Source organism: Lysinibacillus sp. A1, from assembly GCF_000801965.1.
Lineage (GTDB): Bacteria > Bacillota > Bacilli > Bacillales_A > Planococcaceae > Lysinibacillus > Lysinibacillus fusiformis.
Genome location: NZ_JSZM01000025.1, coordinates 110,878 through 135,700 on the forward strand (window position 1 = coordinate 110,878; position 24,823 = coordinate 135,700).

Here is a 24,823-nt window from a genome sequence, read left to right on the forward strand (position 1 = left end):
CGTTAATTTATTATTGATAGAGATAAATGAAACTGTATAATAAAATAGAGGGAAGGGGAGGCTGACAATGGAGAAAACGATTCAAAGTAAAGAATTTCAATTGTTGATAAAGGGGCTTCGTACGATTTTTACAATCATCATGGTTCTCATGATTTTGGGCATGGCGTTAATGGCAGTTATGTTGGTTGGCGCAATAATTGTGTCAGAAAATAATGTAAATGGTTGGTTAGCCAAGGCAAGTGTGACAGCTTCCATCCATTTTGAGGGGGTGGAAATGCTGCTGTCCGAGCAGGCAGTTCAAGATATGCACTACTCCAAAATAGATGTCGTGAAATTAGTATTAACAGCTACAATATACATAACTATTTTATTTTTAATGGTTGTTCAAGTAAGGAATATTATAAATAATTTATCAAAAGGAATCATATTTTCGCTAGATAATAGTAAAAAAATAGAAAGAATTGCGTATTGTGTGATAGTCTTAAGCTTAACTGTGAGTGCATTCCGTACATATATCGTCTATCTAATGATGCAACCATTTAAGCTTGAATCACTATTTGTAGAGACGGATTTTATTACAGGGATTAGCTATCATTTCACAGGCATTAATTGGACACTATTACTTTGTGGCTTGGTGATTTGGACCATTGCGCGTATTTTCCGTTACGGTGCTTTTCTCCAAGATGAATATGATGCAACAGCTTAGGAAGTGAAAATATGACTATAATTATTCGCTTAGACCGGATGCTAGCGGATCGTAAAATGCAGCTAAGTGAGCTTGCAGAGAAGGTTGATGTGTCGATCGTCAATCTTTCAAATTTAAAAACAGGCAAGGTAAGAGCCGTGCGTTTCTCTACCTTAAATGCCATCTGTAAGGCTTTGGGCTGCCAGCCAGGAGATATATTAGAGTATGTCGAGGATGAAGATTAATTTTTGTCATCTAAACATAGCAGCAAGAAAGGGTTTTTAAAAAATGAAGGTTTTCAGTCTTTTATTCATCGCCATTGTAGCAGAAGTTTTTGCTAGCTCCATGCTCAAGCGCACCGAAGGCTTCTCCCGTATTTGGCCATCTATCGGTGTGGTGGTCGGCTATGGAACGGCCTTTTATTGTTTAGCCTTAACCTTAAAAACCATACCCATTGGCACCGCCTATGCAATATGGGCAGGGTTAGGCACAGCACTAACAGCGATTGTAGGGGTTGTGCTATATAAGGAAATATTCAATCGTAAGAAGGTACTAGGGATTCTTTGTATTATTGTAGGTGTCGTGGTGCTCAATCTTGCGGGTGGTCATTAGGAGGCAAACGCGATGAAAGGCTATTTATTTTTAACATTATCGATTATTAGTGAGGTCTTTGCGACAACTATGCTGAAGCTATCGGATGGATTTACTGTTCCAGGACCATCTGTAGCGGTGGCACTTGGCTATGGAATTTCATTCTACAGCCTATCCCTATGCTTGAAAACCTTGCCATTAAGCCTAGCCTATGCCATCTGGTCAGGTGTCGGTACCGCTTTGACGGTGATTGTAGGCATTGTCATTTGGAACGATTTGTTTAACCTCTACTCTGCGCTTGGAATCGCACTCATAATAGGCGGCGTGATTTTGCTGAATCAAGGAGACCGAAATGGCAGAGAGGCCGATAGCAAAGGGGAAGAGCCTGATAGCATGCGTGGATAGACGGATAGCACCGGCAAAGTGCCGGATAGGATGCGGAAATAGCAGATTACCTTTTTGGTAGGAGGATGTTAATGAAGGCTATTATTTTTGATTTTGATGGGACGATTATTGATACAGAAACAGCTTGGTATACAGTTTTTAAGGATGCTTATGCATCATATGGTGTGGAATTATCGTTAGAGACGTATGCGAAATGCCTTGGGACAAATCTTCAAGATTTTAATCCTTATACTTATCTCGTGACACATCATCACATGGATTTGGATGTGGAGGCATTTCGTACATCTATTCAAGCAAGGCATACAGAGCTAATGGAATTGGAAGTGATACGACCTGGTATTTTAAATCTTTTGCAGCAAGCAAAGGAAGCGGGTTTAAAAATGGGTATTGCTAGTAGCTCAAGTCGTCAATGGATTGATCGGTTTGTGGATGCACTAGGAATACGCAAGTTTTTTGATTGTTATTGTACGGCTGATACGGTGACAAATGTTAAGCCACATCCTGAGCTGTATTTGCAGGCCCTTGAACAGCTAGGGGTAAGTGCTGGTGAAGCGATCGCTATGGAGGATTCGCCAAATGGAGCACGTGCAGCTTTGGCAGCAGGGCTTCATACGGTAGTTGTTCCCAATACCATCACCAAGCAATTACCTTTTGCTACAGGTCATTATACAATAGATACCTTAGAACAATATGATTTAGAAAATCTACTGGCATGCTTTATCAAATAATGAAATGCTTCGAACCTCTAACCATTCATTTCGAATGGTAGAGGTTTTTTTAGTTTCTTTGTGAAAAGGTCGTCATATTATTGATCGCTACATATTATAACGAGAGGGCAACTTACGGGGACCAAGATACTTATTCAGACTAGGAAGGGGGCTACGATTTGAATAGTGAGAAAAAAAGAAATCATTTTTTATGCGAAGCTTTATGCGATTTGAAGGATCTTCAGGATATTATGATGGATTTTCATTCTAAATATTTCGGTCAGCTGCTTGTCAAAATAGTTGGGAGTGATACGATTCCGTTTTTTTTAATTACCAATAGTGGCGCTCATTTAAGATTAATGGATACGGTAAAGAATTTTGAAACGGAATTTTTCCGTATAGAGGATGTCGATAAGGATCGATATCGTGGCACTGTGTCATTGCTGCGCGCCTTTGACTATGAGGGGAACGATACAAATTTCCTTGCAGATGTAGTGAGGCTAGAGAAAACAAGTACAGAAAAATCCATAGAACTTAGTGGCATTTCAGCGATTCAGCTATTAAAGCCAGATATGCTAAAAGGGAAATTTATCATAGAGCCTAAATGGTAGCCTCATATTAAGCTACTAGAGCTAGAGCATCTGTCTATATATAAGGGATTAAGTGTGAATGTAATAGAGAGAGAATCTAATGAAAGGAAGTTTAGCTATGACGATTATTGGTATGCTGCATCATCGACTTGATCCAACGACAGTTCTCAAGTCTTATGCGTATGCAGCAGTTGCAAAGGCAGAAGGGGCACAGTTTTTTTATTTTACACCTAAAAGTGTTGATTTTGCGAAACGTTCCATTCGAGCTAAGGTTTATGAGGATGGGCAGTGGCAGGAGAAAACAATGCCTTTTCCAGATGTTATTTATAATGCGGGGAGTCCCGAGAAGCTATCTGTGTCCAAGGAGATTATTGAGCGCTTAAAAGAAGAGATTCCCTTTACGACGTATTCGATAGGGAATAAATGGAATGTGATGAAGCGATTAAAGGAAGCCAAAGAATTCGAACAGTATTTGATTCCTTCTGAAATTGTCAAAGATGCCGATGTATTTCATAAGTTCATTAATTATTATAAAAGGGTTGTGTTTAAGCCGATTGATGGACGTAAAGGAAAAGGAATTTATTTTATTACGAAGGCGGGACCGAAGAATTTTGAGGTGAAAAAGGATAGTACGAACACAATCTATTCCAAGCCGCAATTAGATGCTTTATTAAAAGAGCAGTTAGCGTCTGGTACTTTTATTATGCAGCCTTATATTCAATCGATTACAAAGGCAGGCCAAGTATATGATTTCCGTCTGCATGTGCAAAAGAATGGGGAAGGAAAATGGGTGGTGACGACTGTTTATCCTCGGATTGCTCCAAATGGCTCTATCATCCCGAATATTAACAATGGAGGATTCACCAATTACTTAGATCCATTTTTAGAGCAAGAGTTCAAGGAAGAAGCCTACAACATTCGGCGAATGCTCGAGCATTTCTCTTTAGCACTGGCTCATCATCTAGATGACATACAAATGGAGAAATTTGGGGAAGTCATTGATGAAATTGGCATTGATGTTGGTTTAGATCAACAACAAAAAATTTGGATGTATGAGGTAAATTGGCGTCCAGGCTGTCCTCCTGCTTTTTATTTAGAATTAGATGTCGTGATTAATTCCATCCGCTATGCGATGTATCTTGCAAAAAATCCAAAACGTGTAAAAAAGAAAATTGTTCAACAGAAGAGCAATCCAGTGGAGGTCAAAAAGGAGATTGTACAACAAAAAAGCAATCCAGTGGAGGTCAAAAAGAACCTTCCTATTATTGCGATTACGGGAAGTGCGGGAAAAACAACAACCAAAGCATTTGTCGGTTCGATTTTATCAAAACAATGGAATGTGTTTGAATCAAAGGATTATTGGAATACGACAGAGCATACAAAAAAGCATAAGGAAGAAATTAATGATTCCCATCAGGCTGTCGTATTAGAGTATGGCATGGCCTACCCAGGTATTATTACGAATCACTGCAGCATCATTCAACCGAATATTAGTATAGTGACGAATATTGGTTTAGCCCATGTAGGTAACTTTGATGGGGATGTAAGAGGTGTTGCAAAGGCGAAATCTGAATTGATTCATGGGATGGATCAGCAAGGGCTATTAATCTTGAATAAAGATGATGATAACTCAAGATTTTTAGAGACCCAGCAATTTAAAGGGAAAATGCTAACGGTGGGCATAAAAAGAGATGCTGATTACCGAGCATATGATCTTCAGTATAAAGATATTGGCATGTCCTTTAAAATGAAGCTGCATGGGCAAGAAATAGAATTGTATATTCCTATTCTGGGAGAGCATCATGTTTACAATGCCCTTAATGCTGTAGCTGTAGCAGATTATTTAGGGTTTAGTCCCTTGGATATTCAAGCGGGGCTCAACTTTAAAAAGCCACCAAGACGCTTAACGATTTATAACTTGCGCGATGATATTACGGTGATAGATGATACGGTTCACTCCCATCCACAAGGAGTCCGAGCAGCTATTGATGTATTGACGAATATTGCCAAGAAACGTAAAGTGGCGATTATTGGACAAATGCGAGAGCTTGGCGTGTTGAGGGAAGAAGAATATCGGAAGGTTGGCGAGTATATTTACGAGGAAGGCATTGATGAATTCATTACCTATGGATTTAGGACAGATGAAATGAGCAATGCAGCAATTAAAATGGGTATGGACCCATCTAGAGTACATCATTTTATTAATAAAGATGCCTTGCATGCACTGCTAGATAAACTCATCAAACCTCATGATACGATTCTCGTCAAGGGTGCTAGTAAAACGAATATGTTTGAAACGGTGAAATATTTGGACCAAACATTAAAAGAAGAATAATTAATGACGTCAAGGTAAATGAATGTATATAAAAACCCGAGTAACTGTCCACTGGCAAGCGGCAATTATTCGGGATTTTTTTTCATACTCTTAAAATAAATTTAATTTCTTTAGCGGCAGTTGTTGCATGATTCCGAGCTTCTGATAGAGTTGAGCCTTGTGCAATGACATAGGCATAACGGTGACCCATTGATAAAGGAGGGGTTAATAAAGTACCTTTCCTTGGCTTAACATAAACCTCGACTACTCCAGTTGAATTCGTCGCTCTTGTTCTGCCAATCACTTTTTCTAAAATCCCTTTGCTTTCCACAATGACATATTTTGTGTAAACAAACTTTTTATGTCTAGGCTTAAGATTAGGCTCTTCACCAAGAAGGAGCTTTAGTGTTTCTTCCACTAAACTAAATCCGAGAGCCGCTTGAAGCATATTGTTCATAGCACCTCCAGAAATCCTTGGGTTAATCTCAATGAGCTTCCAACCGTTTTTTGTCAGGCGGAGTTCCAAATGAAGAGCGCCATTTTCAATATCAAAAGCTTTGACGATGGATTGAAGAACTTCCTCAATGCCTGCCTGTATATCCAAAGGAGCTTTCACTAATACGCCATAGCCTGTTATGATAAACCGTTTACCTTGGGTAATTTCCTGCTCAATAATGCCAATGACATGTGATTGACGTTGATATACGACCGCCTCCACTAAATATTGGGGGCCTTCCAAATATTCTTCAATCATAATCGTTTCATAGGGGTTTTTACTGCGCAATGCTTTGAGGTGGTTATTCAGCTGGTCGGCATCCGTTGCTAATAGTACATCTTTTGAACCTGTTGACTTTGGTGATTTCACGATTAATGGAAATGTTAAATTTTTCTCAATGGGTTCATTAGGCTTCATGAGTGAAAATTTTGGTGAGTAGGGTTGGTCTTTCAAATAATTTCTTGTTTTTTCTTTATCCTCCATAATTTCAATAGCGGAGGAGGATGTATAGTTATGACAAAATTCATCACATAGCATGGAAGCAACATGGACAAATGGATCAACAAAACTAACGATACTTTTTATCTCTAATCCGGTTTTTCCTAGTTTATCAATTTCCTCTTTCATTCTTTCGATATTCAAAGTATCAATGAGTATCATTCTATGAATATCGGGGTAAGATCGGCGCTGCTGAAGTTGTTTTTCATTATTGGTGAAAAGTATTGTGAAATAGCCTAATCTTTCAGCTGCTCTTGTTGCTTCACGACTAGACCCGGATTTGTTTGTACCGATAAATACAATCGCTTTCAGGTATATCACTCCTTCTATTGGTACTTAGATACTTAATCACCTTTATATATATGCAACGAAATAGTTTTCTTCTAGTTGTGTATCTTGTCTACATCCAAGCAACTTTTAAGAGATTACATATACTAGAAAAGAAAGGAGGGAGAAAAGATATGAAGCCTCTTTCGGTGAAAAATTTAGCAATGATTACGGCGGGCTATTTAGTGCAAGGGTCTGAGGAAATGCTCATACAGCATGGTGCTTATCGATTAAAACAAGTGAAAAAGCCCAATACGGCCCTTTTTACAAGTAAACGTATTGTTAATTGGAAAAGTCTTGAGCCACTTTCTCCTCTTGTAATAGTGACCGACAGAGCATATCGGCCAAATGACATTCCAGCCCAAATCATCATCATACAGGTTGCGAATGTAGATGAGGCATATTGGAGATTTGTTCATTTTTATCGCAATCAGTTTCATATCCCGATTGTTGCGATTACGGGTACTTCAGGCAAAACAACAACGAAAGAGATGATTAAACATATTCTTTCTGCTGATCGACAAGTGACAGCAACGACATTAAGTAGTAACTCAAGAACGGCATCATTGCAATATTTACTGAATATTGAAGATGACACAGAGGCAGCTGTATTTGAAACAGCTGTTGGCTCACCGGGGGATGTCACGAATGCAGGGAAATATTTTAAGCCGACTATTGGGATTATTACTAATATTGGTGCCCATCATTTGAATTATTGTAAGACGCTTGAAGGCTATATTCAGGCGAAGGGAGAAATGCTAGACATCATTCAGCCAAAAGGGACCCTCATCATAAACGCTGAGGATATGAATACTAAAAAGCTAGATATCTCTAAGTTTAATGGGCGCGTATTGAAGGTAGGCATCCATGATTCCTGTCATTTTCGTGCAAGCCATATCCAATATTATCAAAAGGGTATGAATTTTAAGCTGCACCATAATAGAAAAATCTATGACATTTTTGTACCAGGATTTGGCCAACATCAAGTGTACAACGCCCTTGCTGCCATTGCAGCGGCCTATGAAATAGGGGTACCCATTCCGGTGTCAGCCAATCAACTCCAATCTTTCCGTCAATTGAAAAAGCAATTACAGCTCTTTGAGGGCATTAATCATTCCATGCTTTTAGATGATACATGGAGTATTACTACAACTTCCTTAGAGGCAGGCTTAAAAGTGTTGAATGATCTCGGAGTAGGCAAGAAAAAAATTGCTGTTATTGGCACGATTACCGATTTGGGTTCATGGGGCTATATTATTCATGAGCAGGCGGGTGAATTAATTCACCGTATTGGTGTGGATGTGCTCATTACTATTGGAGAGCACGCGCGAATCATGGCTGATCATGCTGTGAATTTAGGGTTTAACGCTCCTGTTTATACCTATAAAAATAGCACGCTTGTTTATCCATTGTTACAGCAGATTGTAGATGAAAATACGATAGTCCTTATAAAGGGTGATATGTATAGTGAACAGGTTTCGAAATTAGCAGCTGAGCTTAAATTTAAACCACCACCTCCCACAGTTTAGCTCACTTCTTTATTTATAGGATATTAACTGTGTCATATAGAATGCCACTCTAATAAGGTATAGTAATTGATCAAAAATGTAGCATTCTTGTTCAAGAGAATTAATAGGTCTGTACAAGATTGATAAAGAAAGGAGGCGTAGTACACTTGCAATCCATTAGTGTGCAAAAAATTAGAAGCGTCCTACAGGGGAAAATTATCCATGGATCAGATCAATGGTCTGTGAAGCATGCAATCTACTATAATCGACATGATTTAATTCACACTCACACACTTATGTTTGTTAGTCGAAGTGATAAAATCAATTGGCAAGAGATTGATAGAAAGGGGCCATCCCTTGTCATTTCCGATAAACCAGCTACTGAGTTGAAAAATGCGTTAGATAATACAACGGTTTTACACGTCAAAAGCGTTGCGCAGGCATACTGGACATTTATCGAATATTACCGTGGCCTTTTTCAAATTCCAGTAGTGGCATTGACAGGAACCTGTGGTAAAACGACAACGAAAGAGATGCTAAAACATATCGCTAGTAAACATTGGCAAGTGCAAGCATCTGTTAGTAGTAAAAATGAACCAAGGCAATCATTGCCCTATTTGACGGGTGTTGATGATAAGACACAGGCAGCCATTTTTGAACTAGGCTTAGGGAATACAGGTAACATAAAACATCAATGCATGATCTATCAGCCGACTATCGGCATTATTACAAATATTGGTGTTCACCATTTAGATGGCTGTCTCAATCTTGAAGGTTATATTAAAGCGAAAGCAGAGATAGTCGAGGGAATTCGAGCAGATGGTACACTAATAATTAATGCAGATGATGCCAATATCGCAAAAATTTCATTACAAAAATTTAAAGGGAAAATGATTAGATTTGGCTTACAGGATTCGGCTGATTACAAAGCTTCCGCTATAGAATTTGCTCATACAGGCATGAAATTCGTGCTAGAAGTAGCAGACACTAAGTATAATGTGTTTGTACCTGGTTACGGTGAGCATCAAGTATATAATGCTTTAGCCGCCATTGCTGCCTGTAGCGAAATGGGACTTTCCATACGTCAAGCCATTGCAGGGTTAAGAACCTTTAAACAGATGGCGAGACATTTAGAATTTACGACAGGCATAGGTGACAGTACGATTATTGATGATACGTGGACCAATAATCCGACTTCTGTCGAAGCAGCCTTGAAAGTGTTAGATACAGTAGGGAAAGAGAAAAAAGTTATTCTTGTGCTAGGGGATATAAAGCGATTAGGGAATTTTGAAGAAAAATATCATCGGGAAATTGGCTCCAAAGTAGCTGAAAGACAGATAGATACATTAATTACAATCGGCAAAAGGGCAGAGGCAATTGCCGACCAAGCGAAAAAAGATGGAACTAAAGCAGAGGTTCATACGTTTAAAGATGTAACAGGTGTTTTAGAATTATTGAAACCAAAGCTTGACGCGGACACGATTGTTCTTATAAAAGGACCGATGTCGAGTAGATCTATGATTGAATTTGCCAATAATCTTAAAAATTTATCCTAATTTAAAAGGGTGTCTCTATTATTTGAGACACCCTACCATTTAAAGCTTTGTTATTTTAACACACGGCGAGCTGTAACATAATTCTTTTGCGCCCAAGTGGAACTTAAATTTTGTTTGACAACATTGTTAGTTGTCATACTAATATATTGATTATTTCCTAAATAGATACCTGTTTGTGTAATATTTGCTCCTCCATCATTCGTTGAGAAGAACAATAAATCACCTTTTTGAAGCTGAGACTTGAGCACTTTTGTACCAACTAAAGCCTGTTTGCTCGCTAGTTTATCCTTTAAATCAATGCCGTTCTTGTTAAATACATAGTACGTAAACCCCGCACTTGTGAAAGTTAGTGCACTCTCATTATACGTATAGCCAAATTTTGCTTTGCTAGTTAAACCTGAAGCTGTAGCAATAATTTTATCGGCAGACGTATTCGCTGAAGGTGCACTTACCGAGGGGGTGTCAGAGAAAACCCGCTTAGCTGTAATATAGTGTTCTTTATAATAATCAACTAATAAAACTCTCGTCATTACACCATCGGAATTAGGGATGATAATACGGTGATCACCAGCATAAATCCCAACAATTGAAGGATTTTTTGAGCCTGCCACACTATTGAAGAATACTAAATCACCCTTTTTCAAGTTTGCACGTGCTACCGTTGATCCTTGGTTCATTAAATCAGTTAACGATTTTGCGCCTAATGTCACACCGCTTTTACGATAGACGAAATCGACAAATGCTGGAGCTGTAAAGCGTAGGCTCGATTCATTCGTTGAAGAACTAATCGTTGCTTTATTTTTATAAGTTAGCGCATTCTCTACAATTTTATCGCCTTTTGTTGCTGGGTTGGCAGATAGTAGGGTAGGTAAAACGCGTCGTGCTGATACATAGTTTTCAGTATAATATGGTTTACTATTTAAATCTGATATTACGATATTTTGCTTGGAATCAGCCATGTGGATCATTTTATTGCCACCAATATACATACCTACATGATCGGGATCCGTGCCTGTTTTTTTACTCTTAAAGAATAGTAAATCACCTTTTTGTAATTGGTTTCGCGCTACATATGTGCCTTGTTGTATCATATAGTTTTCATTATACGTCCCAAGATCTACACCATTTTTCTCGAAGATATACATTAAAAATGAAGCACAAGAAAATTTATAAGGATATGTAGGCTTGTAAACCGTATTGCTATATGTCGATTGACCCATTAAGCTTTTACCAGTTTGAATCAATTGATCGGCTTTAGCGGCAACTGCCTGAGCGTTGTTTTGTGCATTTGTTGTAGCTGCCTCTACTTGAATTGGCTGCATTGCTGTTTCGACTAATCCGAATGAGCTAAATCCAATTGTTAATGCGAGTGTTGTAGATAAAAATCGTTTATTCATGTTGTATATTACCTCCTGAAGCATCTAGTAGGATTTCTCCTGTATCGTCTTGCCTTGGAAATAATCGTAGCATGAAAATATAGGGCTTCTTGGCGGTAAATGTTTCCAGGGAGAAGTGGGGAGTGCCTCAACGCCTGCTATAAATGGCTTTATCGAAGGAATTTACAGTTATATTACAAATGTTTCAGTAAACTGTAATATGGGCGGGTTTCATACAAAAAAACTGCCCTCAACTAGGACAGTTTAGGCAATTGCCTGTATGATTTCTAATCGATTACCAAATGGATCTCGGAATTCAAAACGCTCATAGCTTGGGATAGGTACAGATTCTATTATTTCTATTTGATGTTCGACTAGTTTTGTCTTCCAATAATCAATATCTTCAACTTGATACGCAATATGAGCCTTTGTCGACAATCGATCAAAGCCATTCTCTGTTCCTACATGTACCTCTTGGTGACCAAGCTGTAACCAAAACCCGCCTCTACCTTTCAGAGAATCGGGTTTTTCTATTTCTTTTAGACCTAAGATACCGCAATAAATATCTTTCCCTTGCTCCTCTGAACCTTTTGGAATAGTAATTTGCACATGATGTAAAGCAATAATCATAGTTATACCTCCCATTATATTTATAGTTAATTATAAATTAATCCCTAAATATTTACAAAGTAGGGTGGTATGGCAACATCTACGTCTCAGGCTGATTGAGCATAACTGCATGAATACCTTCTATAAAAGTGTTTAGTAAGATGGAAAAGCTTTTATTTCTATCAAGAGGCATCCCGAATTCCCCTAATTGTTCAATAGAGGTGAATCCATGAAGAATACTGCGTAGTCCTCTACCCATATGAATCGCCATTTCATCTTGCAAATGATAGGTTTCTAATACATCAAGTACAAGCTGTTCGATAGATTTTTGAGCCTGCTTTAAATTAGGGTCATTAGCATCTGGGAAGCGAGTGCATGCATTATATAAGCCGGGGTGATCTCGAACAAATTGAATATAAGCTTTACTGATTGCACGGATGGCATCATCGCCTGAGCGTCAAACTGTTGCTTGAAGCATATATGCTTACAGGCCCTTGACCTAACTTTTGCTTCAATTCAGGGCAATCCATCAAGATGGCTATACAGGGTAGGAGGTCGCACTTCCAATTTCTCTGCTATTGTCTTTGTAAACTTTTTTCTGCTTCTGCAATAGCTATTGCCAAAAGCTTCTGTGGCTGCATTAACATCTTTCCATGACCGACAGCTAGTAGACTTGGCTTTAATTTACTTAATTTTTTTGCGCTTTCAAGTGCTGTCCTTTTATCCCATGTAGCAAGGGCAGGAAACGGAAATAATGGATTCATCATACCGGATACGACAAGCTTTCCTCTTGTTATAAGGGCGTCTCCAGCAATTAAACTTCTATTGCGTGTGTCGAAAAGAGTAATAGAACCAGGAGTGTGACCTGGGGTTGCAATCACTTCTAATGAACCAACCCGTGCACCTTCTTCCAGGAATAGGTCTGGTTTCGTTTTAATGTTTTTAGGAAGCCCTCCCTTGATCGGTACAGACTTTTCATGGGGAAGCAAAGTTTTATTCCCCTCCAATAATAGGGCATCCCTTGAAGAGATATACACCTGACAATCAGGTATTTCTTCTTTTAATGTATCTAACGCTCCTATATGATCATTATGTGCATGGGTAATTATGATTTTCGTTATTGGTTTTCCTATAGTTTTAGCTACATCCATAATACTTTTTGCACTATATGGTAATGCGGCATCAATCAGTGTTAGCTCATGTTGCTCTTCTACAAAATAACAATTAACAGGAAATATTCTCGGCATAAATGACAATTGATATACGGCGTTAATAGTCGAAACCTTCATTCTGATAATACCTCCTATAAACTAATCTTATTTTTATTTTATCTAATGTAATTAGTCTTTGCATTATTCACTTTAAGTGAGGTGTACAGTGCTAAAAATATGGTCGAAATAGCTGGATGGGTGAATAAACTATAGTTTTTTGGAATCTATTAAGATCGTACAAACCTTATGGTATAATAATAAAAACGGAATAATAGGATAGAGGTACAAACCAAATTGGGTTTGTTTAAAAGGGAAGATCGGTGAAAATCCGACGCTGTCCCGCAACTGTAAATGGGAGCACATTTCAAGAGACCACTGTTACGCCTTGTAATGGGAAGGTGAAAGGTGTGATGAACATAAGCCAGGAGACCTGCCTTTATCTAGTACAGCCAAAAAACCTACGCGGATAGGGGGTGTTGAGTGTGACTAGAGAAATTCTCCTGCATGCTCATAGTACGATGATTGCTAACAAGGTAGCTTCTATGAATAATAGAAAGCTTATTTCCATATGGCAAACATCGTATTATGTCGTGTATTTGTCATAAAAGACATCTTTCTAATGAGGGAAAGATGTCTTTTTTATGTAAATTATTAAAGGAGTGGTCCACATGAATCCACAAGTTGTTGAGTACTATGAAAGTTTATTTAAATTTGAAATTATGCAAGAGCCAAAGCCTTTGAAGGAGCTTGTTGAACAATATGTTGGGCATGATACGGCACATGAGCAATCTATTTTAGCAGCGTACGCGAATGTGATGAAGGAATTAATTGGATAATCAAGGTTTTGAAGGCTACTTCTTTATGGGGTAGCCTTTTTTATTGCGCATTTGTTGACAACATTTTGTAAGAGGCGTAAGATTCTATTGAACAATCGTTTTGAACACTTGTTCAAAAAAGAGGTGAGACCTGTCGATAAGAAAGATTTAATACTAAAAGAAAAAAATAAAGAGGTAAAAGATCAAATTTTACAGGCGGCAAAATTATTGTTTTCTTCAAGAGGATACGATGGAACGACGGTGAGACAAATTTGTGATGAAGCAAATGTATCACTCGCCCTTGTTTCCTATCATTTCGGTGGCAAAGAAAATGTTTTTAATGCACTATTGGAGCCACTCCGCCATACTTTTATGAATGCGCATTATGATGTCAATGATTCACTAGAAGCACTTCGTAGCTTTTGCAGAAACTTTGTCCTTTATCGCATTCACGAGCATGAATTAATTGATATTTTACAGCAAGAGATTGTGATGAATAGCCCACGATTAGAGATGCTGAAGGACGTATTTCTACCTTCCTGGGAGCAGCTTCGGACAATTTTACAAGCTTGTTTAGAGCAACGAACAATTCATTTTGATTCCATTGATATTGCTCTTAACTTCATCATGGGGACATTAATGTACTCACTCAATAATCCATTTTTAAATCGATCTGCATTGCCATTAACACCTGAACAAATTGCAGATCTTGCAGTCGATTTCGTGTTAAATGGTCTACAAACAAACTATTAAAAAGAAGGTAATCACAATGAAAGCAGCAAAATTTTATGGCATGAAAGATATACGAGTAGAGGAGGCCGAACTACCTGTACTAGAAAATGGAATGGTGAAAGTAAAAATTGCGTTTGCAGGGATATGTGGCAGTGATTTACATGAGTATGTAGGTGGTGCTTATGCATTCCGTACACAGCCCGTATTAGGACATGAATTTTCGGGAGTAGTTATGGAGGTCGCAGAGGGTGTCACTCATACCAAAGTGGGAGATCGTGTGGCAGTGGAACCACCTATCCCATGTGGAAAATGTGCGAACTGTAAACGTGGCTATTCTAACTTATGTAAAAGCGGCCAGTCATATGGTTATACGATTTCAGGTGGTTTTGCTGAATATGCTGTTGTTCGTGAGGAAAATATTTATCATCTTCCTGAAGGTATGAGCTTAGAGCTAGGCGCACTTGTTGAACCTACAGCCGTAGCCGTTCATGCTGTTCGTCAAAGTCAATTAAAGCTTGGAGACACAGCCGCTATTTTTGGTGCAGGTCCCATTGGCTTATTAATTTTGCAAGCTGTGAAAGCAGCAGGAGCAAGTGAAATCTTTGTAGTAGAGGTTTCGGATGAACGACGCCAAAAAGCATTGGAGCTAGGCGCAACCTATGTCATTAATCCAATCGACACAGATGCTGTTGCCTTTATTCGTGAAAAAACAAATGGCGGTGTGGATGTTGCATATGACGCAGCAGGTGTACAAACAACCTTCTCAAGCGGCGTAAGTGCTGTTCATCCGGGTGGTGAATTTAAAATCGTCAGTGTTTGGGAAAAACCAGTTGAATTCAATCCGAATGCGGTAGTTTCCCCTGAAGTGAAAATTAGCGGTTCATTCGCTTACGTAAATATTTTCCCAGAGGTCATTCGATTACTAGCCCGTGGGGTAATCGATGGACAGGCAGTGATTACAAGCCAAATTGCTTTAGAGGATATCGTTGAAAAAGGCTTTGAAGCACTCATGAAAGATCGTAGTCAATGTAAAATCCTTGTGAATATGAGTTTATAAATTTACCCTATTTCGTAGCCAAACTTGTATGATTACTTGTTTGGCTATGATTTTTTTATTGATAAATAGCATAATACCACTAGGAATACATTTGTTTGTCATAAAACTGCCTTTAGGACTTCATTCATATTTCACTTTTACTTTATATAATAAATTTGATATTTATCTTCATTCAGCAAATGTTTGTACTGAAAGTAGTACCAAATTCAGAAGGTTCCTCCTTCATAGCGGCGATAGATGCTAATTGAGTGTTCAAACGCCTACTGAATCAAGATAATGCCTCAAGCGGATATCACAGATTTTGAAGAGGAACTTTCCGGCCAAGCTCCTCTTCAAAATCTGGTCGCAGCCTAACAACAGCGGCAATTACGGTGAGGCGTATTTGATCAAATAGATTGGAGACTAAAAATGAAAAATCTGCTTTATTCAAGGTTTTGGCGTTTGCATTTTTTCGCAGCTCTGTGTATTACGCCATTACTGCTATCTCTCACATTAAGTGGGATCGGTTATTTGTTTTTTACAGATGTAGAAAATCGCTTATACGATGATTATTTTTTTGGCGATAGCCATAAAGAAGAGGTCTTAACAATTGATGAAGCAGTGGAAAAAGCAGAGGCAGCATTTGCAGGATACTCCACGACAAAAGTGATTATGTTGGAAGAGCCTTATAATACACGTTTAACTTTATCAAATGGCAATGAACAGAAATATGTATTTTTAGATGATCAAAATCAAATGGTTGGTAGTCAGGATGCCAATTATACATTTTCTAATATTATGAGAAATACCCATAGCTCTCTATTTATTGGGGGTACATTTGTCAATTATTTAGTAGAACTTGCGGCATGCTGGACGATCTTTTTATTACTATCTGGACTTTATATGACATTTAAAGGCGATTTATTGAAAAAGCGCAAGTCGGAAAATAAACGACAAAAAAGTAAGAGATACCATGCGCTTGTTGGGACAATCATTACTATTCCAATGGTGATGTTTATTTCTACAGGGCTTTTATGGTCGGCTTTTCAAGGTTCAATACTGGCCAATATAGCATCAGAAAGTCCAACTTTCGGCTACCCATTATTACAGCAAAAGCCACCAACATCAGATGTGTCTGAAATTCCATGGGCAACTCGTCAATTAGAGGCTCCAACATCTGAGGGAGAACATGCACAGCATCACGGTGGTGGGTCTGTTCGTTATACAAACGACAACCAAATGACGATTGCTAATCTTGAAAAAGAAATCACGGCCATGAATATCGCCAAACCTTATTCGATTATTTATCCGTCAGACGAAGAAGGCGTTTATACAGTGGCAAAGGCTAGTAACTCAGGTGTAACAGGGCTTGATGTCAAGCCGACAGACGAAGCAACCATGTATTTTGATCAATATAGCGGCAAGTTTATTGATCAGGTTAACTACGAGGATTATGGTATGCTGGCGAAGTTCTTTACATGGGGCATTCCTTTACATGAAGGTCATTTGTTTGGCTGGCCAAATAAGCTGTTAAACTTACTCGTATGTTTAGCCTTTTTAGCAGTAATTGTATGGGGAATACGCACTTGGATTTTACGTAGGAAAAAAGGTGAGCTGTCTGCGCCACCACAAATTTCACATAAAATCTCACTTCCTTTCGTTATCTTCCTTATTATTTTAGGGATTATCATGCCATTATTCGGTGCGTCATTGATCGCAGTGGTGTTGATTGAATATGTCATTTTAGGATGGCAAACTAAAAAGAAACTAAGAGCAGAAGAAACTAAATAACGATAATGGATACGGCACAACCAAAATGTGTCGTATCTTTTTTTGTGTTGATTATTTCAGTTGGTGTAAGCCGAATACTATGTTGATGCAAAATTATTTATAGATTTTTCAGCGCGATTTTATAAAGTTTTAAGATTTGTATGATACATTGCTATTAGTTTCAGCTAATTGGGGGAATTTAGATGTCGATTAAAACGAGGTTTTTGCTATCGTATGTAGGCGTTATTATTATTGCGATCACGCTTTTACTTGCAGCGGTTTTTCTTTTTGCCTTTGCGATCACAGGTGATGTGAAAGCAATTGAGCATTTTTACAAAAAGTCATATGTCCAAAAGCCTTTAACAACAGTAGAGGAAAATGCTTTTTTAGATTTGAAATTATTGGCTAAAAAAAATCCCCAGCAGCTTTTAGATATTGAACAGCTACAAACGATCAATGCTCCTTCCATTGAGATTGTAGTGCGGAAAGACCATCAAATTGTTTATGCCACACAGCAAGAGCATCAACAATTATTACTGCAAAGTTTACCAGGTTTTGAGGCGACCAATATTAATTCACGTGACACAATCATGATTAATCAAGCGTTTTATACGTATGTGAAGTTTGATTTTTATTTCCCTGACAAAACGGAGGGGAGTATATTTGTTTTAAGAGAGGTAAGTTCACATGCGGAAATAACGCGAGAATTATTACCTATTTTATTAGGTATCTTATTTGTATTATTTCTAATGATTATTGGTTTATTAAATTATTTAGTGTCTAGAAGTATCATTAACCCTATTACAGCCTTAAAAGAAGGGGCTCAACGAATTAAATCGGGCGATTTAGATTTTGAAATTACATCCCATTCTAATGATGAAATAGGTCAGCTCAATCGATCGTTTGAGGAAATGAGAGTTAAGCTCAAGGAGTCTGTACAAATTCAGCTTCAATATGAAGAGAATCGGAAAGAACTTTTATCGAATATCTCCCATGATTTAAAAACACCGATGACCTCTATTATTGGCTATGTAGAAGGTATTAAAGATGGTGTAGCGAATACCGAAGAGAAAATGGATAAATATTTAACGACGATCTATACGAAAGCTAAGGATATGGACGTATTAATTGATGAATTATTCTTATTTTCCAAATTGGATTTGAAAAAAGTTCCGTTCCAGATGGACAGTGTGAATCTTCAACAATATATGCATGATTATGTGGAGGATGCTAGTTTTGACTTTATTGCCAGAGATATTCATTTACAATATATATCAGCAGGCTCACCGCTTTTTGCTATGGCAGACAGGGATAAGTTAAGACGTGTCTTATCTAATTTATTGAGCAATAGTGAAAAATATATGGATAAACCCTATAAGCAGATTATTATTTCCCTGCATGAACGAGTAGATGATGCCATCATTCAAGTTACGGATAATGGTACGGGAATTGATCCTACTGCATTACCACATATATTTGACCGTTTTTATCGTGCGGAACCTTCTCGAAATTCGCAAACAGGTGGTAGCGGTCTTGGGTTAGCGATTGCAAAACAAATCGTCCTTGAAATGGGCGGCGATATTTGGGCAAAGAGTGAATTGACAAAGGGAACGAGCATTTTCATTTCATTGAAAAAGGATGAGGAAATGAGGAAAGATCATGAAAAAAATACTATTAATTGAAGATGAAGTGAGCATAGCAGAGCTCCAACGTGATTATTTAGAAATTAATGATTTTATGGTAGATATACAACATAATGGCGATGAGGGGCTGAAGCAGGCGCTTCATGGAGATTATGATTTAATTATTTTAGATATTATGCTTCCAGGTATGAATGGCTTTGAAATTTGTAAACAAATTCGAGCAGTGAACAATATTCCCATCTTATTTGTGTCGGCAAAAAAAGAGGATATAGATAAAATCCGAGGGCTTGGTTTAGGAGCAGATGATTATATTACCAAGCCCTTTAGTCCAAGCGAGCTTGTGGCAAGGGTTAAGGCGCATTTATCAAGATATGAGCGTTTAGCCTCTAACCAGCCAACGAATAATATGTTGTCTATCCATGGTATTACGATCGATACATCCGCTCGTAAGGTGTTTGTGAATGGTGAAGAAGTGGCCTTTACAACGAAGGAATTCGATTTGCTTGTATTTTTTGTCAAACATCCGAATCAAGTGTTAAGTAAAGAACAATTATATGAGCGAAACTGGGGCTATGAATCCGCTGCAGATGTTTCCACTGTTACTGTGCATATACGAAAGCTACGTGAAAAAATTGAACGTGATCCTGCACAGCCAAAGTTTTTGGAAACCGTATGGGGTGCAGGTTACCGCCTAAATGTATAAGATCAACGCCTCGTCGTCTTGACGAGGTTTTTTTATTGAAATTTTAGACTTTTTTAAGAAATGGTTAATAGGCAATTTAGCAATGACTTGTAAACTAAGACTATTACAACAAAATTAACTAGTGAGGACGGTGCAGAGCAAATGAAAAAAATGCAAGCGGTCACGATCGCTTTATCATTTTTACTGCAGGGATGTGCCCCAAATGATACGGAGGCCATAAAGATTAATAAAACTGGAGATGAGGAGGTGGCAACAGATTTGGCAAGTCAATTGTTTCAAGCGGTAGAAAAAAGAAATATAGAATCGCTTAAAAGGGTTATCAATGAAAAAGTAGATATTAATGCGCAGGACTCAAATAATCGAACAGCATTAATGATTGCTACTTATAATCAGGATGTGGAAGCAGCGAGATTACTAATCGATGCAGGTGCCGATGTAAACATCCAGGATGATATGAAAAACACGCCTTTCTTATATGCAGGTGCGGAAGGCTATTTAGATATATTAAAGTTAACGATTCAAGCAGGTGCCGATCCTACAATTGTAAATCGCTATGGGGGAACGGCATTAATTCCTGCAGCTGAGCACGGCTATATTAATGTCATTGAGGAATTATTAACTACCACTAACATCGATGTGAATCATATCAATCATTTGGGATGGACGGCATTAATGGAAGCGATCGTTTTAAATGACGGCAATCCTACACAGCAAACGGCCATTCAACTGTTGGTTGATCATGGTGCTGACGTCAATATTCCAGATAAAAATAATGTGTCACCCTTACAGCATGCGAAACAGAAAGGATTTAAGGAGATTGAAGAAATCCTTATTGCCGCAGGAGCCAAGTAAAGCCGGTACGGGAGTCGTCGCCCTTTGTTCCAAGCGCGTTTCTGCATAAAGTACTATATTTCTCATTTCACCCTAAAGTCATTCATCTAATAGTCGTGCTGAAATAAAGGCCATCGAGAATTCACTCTCGATGGCTTTTTTTCTATCGTCAACGCTATTCTTAAATATATTTCTCTATTTTTTAATTCTTTTTTAATAGTTTATTTATTGGCAGTTTAGATATGGACTTTATGATAAATATTGTAAACCAAATTAAACCAAAAGAGGAGTTTATAAGATGAAATTGAGAAAACGTATCGTCCCAGCAGCACTAGCTTTATCGGTATTATCAGCAGGTCTAGTTACATTTAGTGAGCCGTTAAATGCAGATGCAGCAGGTCAGAAAGTAGTAGCAACTGTGAACAATGAGCAGGTGGCGAGAATTACTAAAGTTAAGCCAATAAACACAATGACATTACAAGTTACATTTACCCAACCTTTAGCAGCAGCCGATATTGATCCAAACAATTTAGAGGCCATAAAAAAAGATTTTAATTTTAATGGAAATTTAGAGATTGTCAATGTTCCACGATTAATGACCGGTTCTACGAGTACATATATTGTACCTGTTACGTTCCAGGAAGATGATTTCATCTACAGATTAAGCTATAAAGAACAACGGAATAGAGTCTTTGAAGGGACAGATGAAAAAGTACTTGTACGAAATGTTGCGCAAGTAACGGATGATACTTTTACATTGGAATCATTCCAAGAGGATGGTGTAGTGGATTATGCTAATATCATTGAGGCTTACCGTGGAGGACGTGGAGATCTTGCATTTAGCATAGATCGTCAAAATCGTGATGCAAGTGGGAAGCGTTTTGATGTTATTTCTTCTTTACGTGATCGCTATGTGATAGTGAAAACAAGTGAAGGGGAGGAGTTTGTTGCTAATTATGTGCCTTTCACACAAGCAGCTGATGGTAAACAAGCACCTCAATTTAGATTACCAGCAGGTCAAACTTTAAAACAAGGTGTCACGTACCGAGTGTACTCTCAATGGGCAGAAATTGATGTAAAGAGCTTTGTTGCCAATAAAAAGGCACCATTTACATTGCAATCAGCTAATGCTATCGATAGACAATCATTTGAATTACAATTAACAAATGATCCCCAATCGGATTTATTAGCTGGCAGAAGTGTCGAACTTCGTGGTAATGATGGCAGCACATTACAAGCTCAATATCGATATTCATCACGTAAAGGGGCAGTAGGGATCTTTGATATTGCGAATGGTGGCACATTAAAAGCTGGTGTAAGCTATACAGTAATGCCATTAAATAATTGGGCTACTGCGAAAAATGTAGTTCTACAAGGTAAATAAACAGTCATACGTTCTCCTATAAAAAAATCTCGTCACAGTGGTGGCGAGATTTTTTGATTTATAGCCAGCCTTTATCACTCGCAATTTGAGCAGCTTGCTGTCTTGATTCTACTTGTAGTTTCTGAATAGACGTTGATAAATAATTACGAATGGTACCTTTAGTTAAAAATAATTTTTTACTGATTTCGTGAGTGGTTAAGCCTTCCTTCACTAGTTGTAGCACGGCAATTTCTCGCTCATTTAAAGGATTTTGCTCCTTCATAAATAAAGTAGCGGCTAAATCTTTACTGACCACCTTTTCACCCTGCATAATCTTGCGAATCGTAGCGATTAAATAATCAATCGGTTCATCTTTCAGTAAGTAGCCGTGTACTTCACAATCCATTGCTTTTTGTAAATAGCCTGGGCGTGCAAACGTTGTGACAATCATCACTTTGCAGGGCAAATTGGCCTCTTTAATTTTTTCTGCAAGCTCTAACCCTGAGAGATGGGGCATTTCAATATCTACAAGGCAAACATCGGGTAATTCCTGCTGAATGTAGTCCCATGCTTTTTGACCATCAGAAACTTCAGCGATTACTTCAATATCGGGTTCGAATGACAAAAGGGATGTTAAGGCACCACGTAACATTTGTTGGTCCTCTGCTAGTAAAACTCGTATCATGACGGGGGCTCCTTTCCATCTTGAATGGGTATGCTCAATATCACCTTTGTGCCTGTCTTTGTATTGTCTTCAAACAGGGCATTCCCCTGTAGAACGCGCATTCTTTCTTTCATCGAGCTCATGCCATTGCCCAGTCCCTTCTGTTCCAAACCAATCCCATCATCTTGAATAGCAATGGTATATTGTCTAGTTCGACAGTGGATTTGCATATGGCAGTTCTGAGCTTGACTATGCTTTAGCATATTAGTAGTAGCTTCACGTACACATAAAGCTAGCATTGTTTCCTCAACACTTGAAAGAACAATTTTGGGACAGTGATTGTGAATGGTGGTCTTAATATTGGCACTTTGTAATAGCTGCTGGCAGTGATGCAGCTCCGCTTGTAGAGATACGAAATTCATATCCGAAACAAGCTCACGTACTTGCTTTAGGGCTGTACGTGTTGTAGCTAATATGTCGTTTAATTCTTGTTTGACACTGGAAGGGTCCCGGTCGATAAGCTTAGTAGTCAATTCTGTTTTCACTTTAATCATCGTCAGGGTGTGACCAATGGTGTCATGAAGATCTCTAGCAATGCGCTGTCTTTCCTCCTGCTGAACAAGCTGGGTATTAACATCTGCCAATTCGTTCTGTAGATTTTTCGATTTTTCGACAAAATAAATGAGGATAGGAAATACCAATTGAATGATCATCATCGGTATTAGTACCTGTGAATCAACAAGTGCTAGGGAATTTGTGGTCGCCAAGAAAACGATTAAAAACATGACAGCCATCCCCAAAATTCCGCTAGCAATATGCCATTTTGATTTCGCTCTCCCTAATAAATCGGCAAAGGTAAATCCGAAAATTAACATGAAGATGTCCTCGTAAATGGCAAGGATAGTAATAAGAAGAAAGCCTATAAGTGAGGCAAGTAGTAGCTTCCAATTTCGATTCCATAAAGCCATATAGAAGGCGCCTAGGTACAAGAATAAAATAGCTAACTTAGCTATGAAAGGGAGTGTGGATTGAGACCATAACACCATGGCTACTAATACAATTATAGATACAACATCGATGATTAAATAATGTTTAACTTGTTCTCTGGGATATATTTTTATGGCTTACACCATCCTCTGTTGCTTATTCTTTGTCAAAGCGTGAATCGTTTTTTTACGTCCCCATTCCATCGGGCCAATCTGGAATTGCTGCTGCCAAAATGTTGCTAGGACTAGCTGCAGGCAAGAAAGGGCAATCCAAATACTTATGATAATAATGCTATTTACATGACCACCTAAGCCAAGTCCCCAGCCGTAAAAAATAATAGACGCCAGCACATTTTGCAGCACATAACAGCTTAATGACATTTTGCCGACATTGGCAAATCGTTGCCAAAGCCAATCAAGCCTCTTATATTCTACCAGTTTACCTAAAATTCCAATATAGCCAATCGATAGAATCGGCGCACATAAATAACGAACAGGTAAATCAAAAAGCCCCCCTGGAATAAAAATTAGCAGATTTAATGGAATGCCAATGAATACACCGATTGTAAACAGCTTTTGTCGAGCCTGATGACCTTTATTCGTTGGTGAAAAAACCTCATTGCGCATGAACTTGACGCCAAGAATAAATAAAAAAACATTCATGGGGATAATAAAAATAGCTTCTGTCCGATAAAATAAAAAGTTTGTTAGGCGATGCTGTACTTGCTCCAGCCATGTACCGTTTGCATAGATGGCTGCGACAGTTTCCATACCATTTAGGGAAACACTACCTGCAAGCAAGGAAATGACAAAAATAAAGAAAATGAGGAGGACATGAAAGCTACCAAAAAGATAGAAAGCCCATGTCATCACTTTGTCGCCTAATCTAATGACAATGGCCACGATAAAAGCAGTAACGGCGTAGCTCATTAAAATATCATATTCCATGACAAGTGTGTAATGAAGCAGTCCCTCCAACCCTAAAAAGACAATCGTCCATAGATACATGCCAGGCCAAGCATTTCCTCTACGAAGTGCTTGCTGGTATTTTAGCTGTAATCCAACCCCAAACATAATCGTTAATAATCCTAGAAGCTTTCCATTGACAAAAAATAGCACTAACATGCGTAAAAAATCATTGAAAGACCACCAACCAGTATAATTACTCGTTGTGATATACGATAAATCACCGAGATAAGCAAAAATCCAAATATTTGTTCCAAGCGTTCCTAAAACAGCGAAGCCTCTTAGCATATCGATAAAGGGAAGCCTTTGTTTTGTTTGCATTGTTCTATCACTCTTTCTTTGTTTTTCTTATATTCATGATAAAAAAACAGGAGGGGAAAACCTATTCACACGAGTCAAAGAAACTATATGACAGGTGTCATAACAAAAAACCAGCAACGC

26 protein-coding genes and 1 riboswitch are annotated in these 24,823 nt (G+C 38.2%); of the genes, 18 read left to right on the forward strand and 8 right to left on the reverse strand.

Translation table 11 applies throughout. The annotated features are described in order from the left end of the window. Positions 1 to 67: 67 nt before the first annotated feature. The 7 genes from PI85_RS18990 to PI85_RS24020 all read left to right on the forward strand — a co-directional run bounded on the left by PI85_RS18990 (position 68) and on the right by PI85_RS24020 (position 5,313). The gene (locus tag PI85_RS18990; RefSeq protein ID WP_036125110.1) at positions 68 to 706 is read left to right on the forward strand and encodes a DUF2975 domain-containing protein; all 639 of its coding nucleotides are present in this window, start codon (positions 68 to 70) and stop codon (positions 704 to 706) included. Positions 707 to 717: 11 nt separating this feature from the next. Then, complete coding sequence (locus PI85_RS18995) at positions 718 to 930, forward strand: helix-turn-helix transcriptional regulator (protein ID WP_008175687.1); 213 nt, start codon at positions 718 to 720, stop codon at positions 928 to 930. Positions 931 to 973: 43 nt separating this feature from the next. After that, the gene (locus PI85_RS19000) at positions 974 to 1,297 is read left to right on the forward strand and encodes a multidrug efflux SMR transporter (protein ID WP_036125112.1); all 324 of its coding nucleotides are present in this window, start codon (positions 974 to 976) and stop codon (positions 1,295 to 1,297) included. A gap of 12 nt (positions 1,298 to 1,309) precedes the next feature. Beyond that, positions 1,310 to 1,681, forward strand: coding sequence for a multidrug efflux SMR transporter (locus PI85_RS19005; protein ID WP_036125113.1), 372 nt, complete (start codon positions 1,310 to 1,312; stop codon positions 1,679 to 1,681). A gap of 65 nt (positions 1,682 to 1,746) precedes the next feature. Beyond that, the gene (locus PI85_RS19010) at positions 1,747 to 2,409 is read left to right on the forward strand and encodes an HAD family phosphatase (RefSeq protein WP_036125114.1); all 663 of its coding nucleotides are present in this window, start codon (positions 1,747 to 1,749) and stop codon (positions 2,407 to 2,409) included. Positions 2,410 to 2,567: 158 nt separating this feature from the next. Continuing rightward, positions 2,568 to 2,999, forward strand: coding sequence for a hypothetical protein (locus PI85_RS19015; RefSeq protein WP_008175697.1), 432 nt, complete (start codon positions 2,568 to 2,570; stop codon positions 2,997 to 2,999). A gap of 79 nt (positions 3,000 to 3,078) precedes the next feature. Beyond that, positions 3,079 to 5,313 carry a YheC/YheD family protein gene (locus PI85_RS24020; protein WP_082011594.1) on the forward strand — a complete coding sequence of 745 codons (2,235 nt, stop codon included), beginning with the start codon at positions 3,079 to 3,081 and terminating at the stop codon, positions 5,311 to 5,313. A gap of 82 nt (positions 5,314 to 5,395) precedes the next feature. On the opposite strand, the gene PI85_RS19025 is transcribed toward PI85_RS24020, so the two are convergent. Next, positions 5,396 to 6,607, reverse strand: coding sequence for an ATP-grasp domain-containing protein (locus tag PI85_RS19025; protein ID WP_036125115.1), 1,212 nt, complete (start codon positions 6,605 to 6,607; stop codon positions 5,396 to 5,398). A gap of 140 nt (positions 6,608 to 6,747) precedes the next feature. Here PI85_RS19025 and PI85_RS19030 point away from each other — a divergent pair, with 140 nt between their 5' ends. Then, positions 6,748 to 8,142 (forward strand): Mur ligase family protein, encoded by a 1,395-nt coding sequence (locus PI85_RS19030; RefSeq protein ID WP_036125116.1) that lies wholly within the window; start codon positions 6,748 to 6,750, stop codon positions 8,140 to 8,142. Positions 8,143 to 8,288: 146 nt separating this feature from the next. Further along, positions 8,289 to 9,677, forward strand: coding sequence for a UDP-N-acetylmuramoyl-tripeptide--D-alanyl-D-alanine ligase (murF, locus tag PI85_RS19035; protein ID WP_036125117.1), 1,389 nt, complete (start codon positions 8,289 to 8,291; stop codon positions 9,675 to 9,677). Between the two features lie 50 nt (positions 9,678 to 9,727). Here the strand turns inward: murF and PI85_RS19040 are convergent, their stop codons facing one another. The 4 genes from PI85_RS19040 to PI85_RS19050 form a co-directional block, all read right to left on the reverse strand. Then, complete coding sequence (locus PI85_RS19040) at positions 9,728 to 11,074, reverse strand: C40 family peptidase (protein ID WP_036125118.1); 1,347 nt, start codon at positions 11,072 to 11,074, stop codon at positions 9,728 to 9,730. A gap of 243 nt (positions 11,075 to 11,317) precedes the next feature. Next, positions 11,318 to 11,683, reverse strand: coding sequence for a VOC family protein (locus PI85_RS19045; protein ID WP_036125120.1), 366 nt, complete (start codon positions 11,681 to 11,683; stop codon positions 11,318 to 11,320). 79 nt (positions 11,684 to 11,762) lie between these two features. Further along, positions 11,763 to 12,101 carry a TetR-like C-terminal domain-containing protein gene (locus PI85_RS25270; protein ID WP_082011595.1) on the reverse strand — a complete coding sequence of 113 codons (339 nt, stop codon included), beginning with the start codon at positions 12,099 to 12,101 and terminating at the stop codon, positions 11,763 to 11,765. Positions 12,102 to 12,237: 136 nt separating this feature from the next. After that, positions 12,238 to 12,951 (reverse strand): MBL fold metallo-hydrolase, encoded by a 714-nt coding sequence (locus PI85_RS19050; protein ID WP_036125122.1) that lies wholly within the window; start codon positions 12,949 to 12,951, stop codon positions 12,238 to 12,240. 185 nt (positions 12,952 to 13,136) lie between these two features. After that, positions 13,137 to 13,326: riboswitch (cobalamin riboswitch) on the forward strand. A 29-nt stretch (positions 13,327 to 13,355) separates the two neighbouring features. Between PI85_RS19050 and PI85_RS25090 the strand changes: the two genes are divergently transcribed. From PI85_RS25090 to PI85_RS19085, 9 genes are all read left to right on the forward strand, one after another. Beyond that, on the forward strand, positions 13,356 to 13,478 hold the full coding sequence (locus tag PI85_RS25090; protein ID WP_255350108.1) for a hypothetical protein: 123 nt from the start codon (positions 13,356 to 13,358) through the stop codon (positions 13,476 to 13,478). Positions 13,479 to 13,541: 63 nt separating this feature from the next. Continuing rightward, positions 13,542 to 13,709 (forward strand): hypothetical protein, encoded by a 168-nt coding sequence (locus PI85_RS24720; RefSeq protein ID WP_008175715.1) that lies wholly within the window; start codon positions 13,542 to 13,544, stop codon positions 13,707 to 13,709. A gap of 87 nt (positions 13,710 to 13,796) precedes the next feature. Next, positions 13,797 to 14,441: a TetR/AcrR family transcriptional regulator gene (locus PI85_RS19055; protein ID WP_235318512.1), complete on the forward strand. Its 645-nt coding sequence runs from the start codon at positions 13,797 to 13,799 to the stop codon at positions 14,439 to 14,441. 16 nt (positions 14,442 to 14,457) lie between these two features. Next, positions 14,458 to 15,477: a 2,3-butanediol dehydrogenase gene (locus PI85_RS19060; RefSeq protein ID WP_036125124.1), complete on the forward strand. Its 1,020-nt coding sequence runs from the start codon at positions 14,458 to 14,460 to the stop codon at positions 15,475 to 15,477. Positions 15,478 to 15,885: 408 nt separating this feature from the next. Beyond that, a complete protein-coding gene (locus PI85_RS19065; protein ID WP_036125126.1) occupies positions 15,886 to 17,247 on the forward strand; it encodes a PepSY domain-containing protein in 1,362 nt (453 codons plus the stop codon). 182 nt (positions 17,248 to 17,429) lie between these two features. Further along, entirely contained in the window at positions 17,430 to 18,908 is a 1,479-nt protein-coding gene (locus PI85_RS19070; RefSeq protein WP_036125129.1) for a HAMP domain-containing sensor histidine kinase, read from the forward strand. Then, the gene (locus tag PI85_RS19075) at positions 18,886 to 19,572 is read left to right on the forward strand and encodes a response regulator transcription factor (protein WP_036125131.1); all 687 of its coding nucleotides are present in this window, start codon (positions 18,886 to 18,888) and stop codon (positions 19,570 to 19,572) included. Before PI85_RS19070 ends, PI85_RS19075 begins: the two co-directional genes overlap by 23 nt. 141 nt (positions 19,573 to 19,713) lie before the next feature. Beyond that, on the forward strand, positions 19,714 to 20,424 hold the full coding sequence (locus PI85_RS19080) for an ankyrin repeat domain-containing protein (protein WP_082011596.1): 711 nt from the start codon (positions 19,714 to 19,716) through the stop codon (positions 20,422 to 20,424). Positions 20,425 to 20,701: 277 nt separating this feature from the next. Beyond that, positions 20,702 to 21,787: an Ig-like domain-containing protein gene (locus PI85_RS19085; RefSeq protein WP_036125132.1), complete on the forward strand. Its 1,086-nt coding sequence runs from the start codon at positions 20,702 to 20,704 to the stop codon at positions 21,785 to 21,787. Between the two features lie 58 nt (positions 21,788 to 21,845). Here the strand turns inward: PI85_RS19085 and PI85_RS19090 are convergent, their stop codons facing one another. From PI85_RS19090 to PI85_RS19100, 3 genes are all read right to left on the reverse strand, one after another. Continuing rightward, positions 21,846 to 22,451, reverse strand: a complete 606-nt coding sequence (locus PI85_RS19090) for a response regulator transcription factor (RefSeq protein ID WP_036125134.1) — start codon at positions 22,449 to 22,451, stop codon at positions 21,846 to 21,848. Beyond that, entirely contained in the window at positions 22,448 to 23,476 is a 1,029-nt protein-coding gene (locus tag PI85_RS19095) for a sensor histidine kinase (RefSeq protein WP_052323564.1), read from the reverse strand. Before PI85_RS19095 ends, PI85_RS19090 begins: the two co-directional genes overlap by 4 nt. A gap of 78 nt (positions 23,477 to 23,554) precedes the next feature. Next, entirely contained in the window at positions 23,555 to 24,703 is a 1,149-nt protein-coding gene (locus PI85_RS19100) for a DUF418 domain-containing protein (RefSeq protein WP_036125136.1), read from the reverse strand. Positions 24,704 to 24,823: the final 120 nt, after the last annotated feature.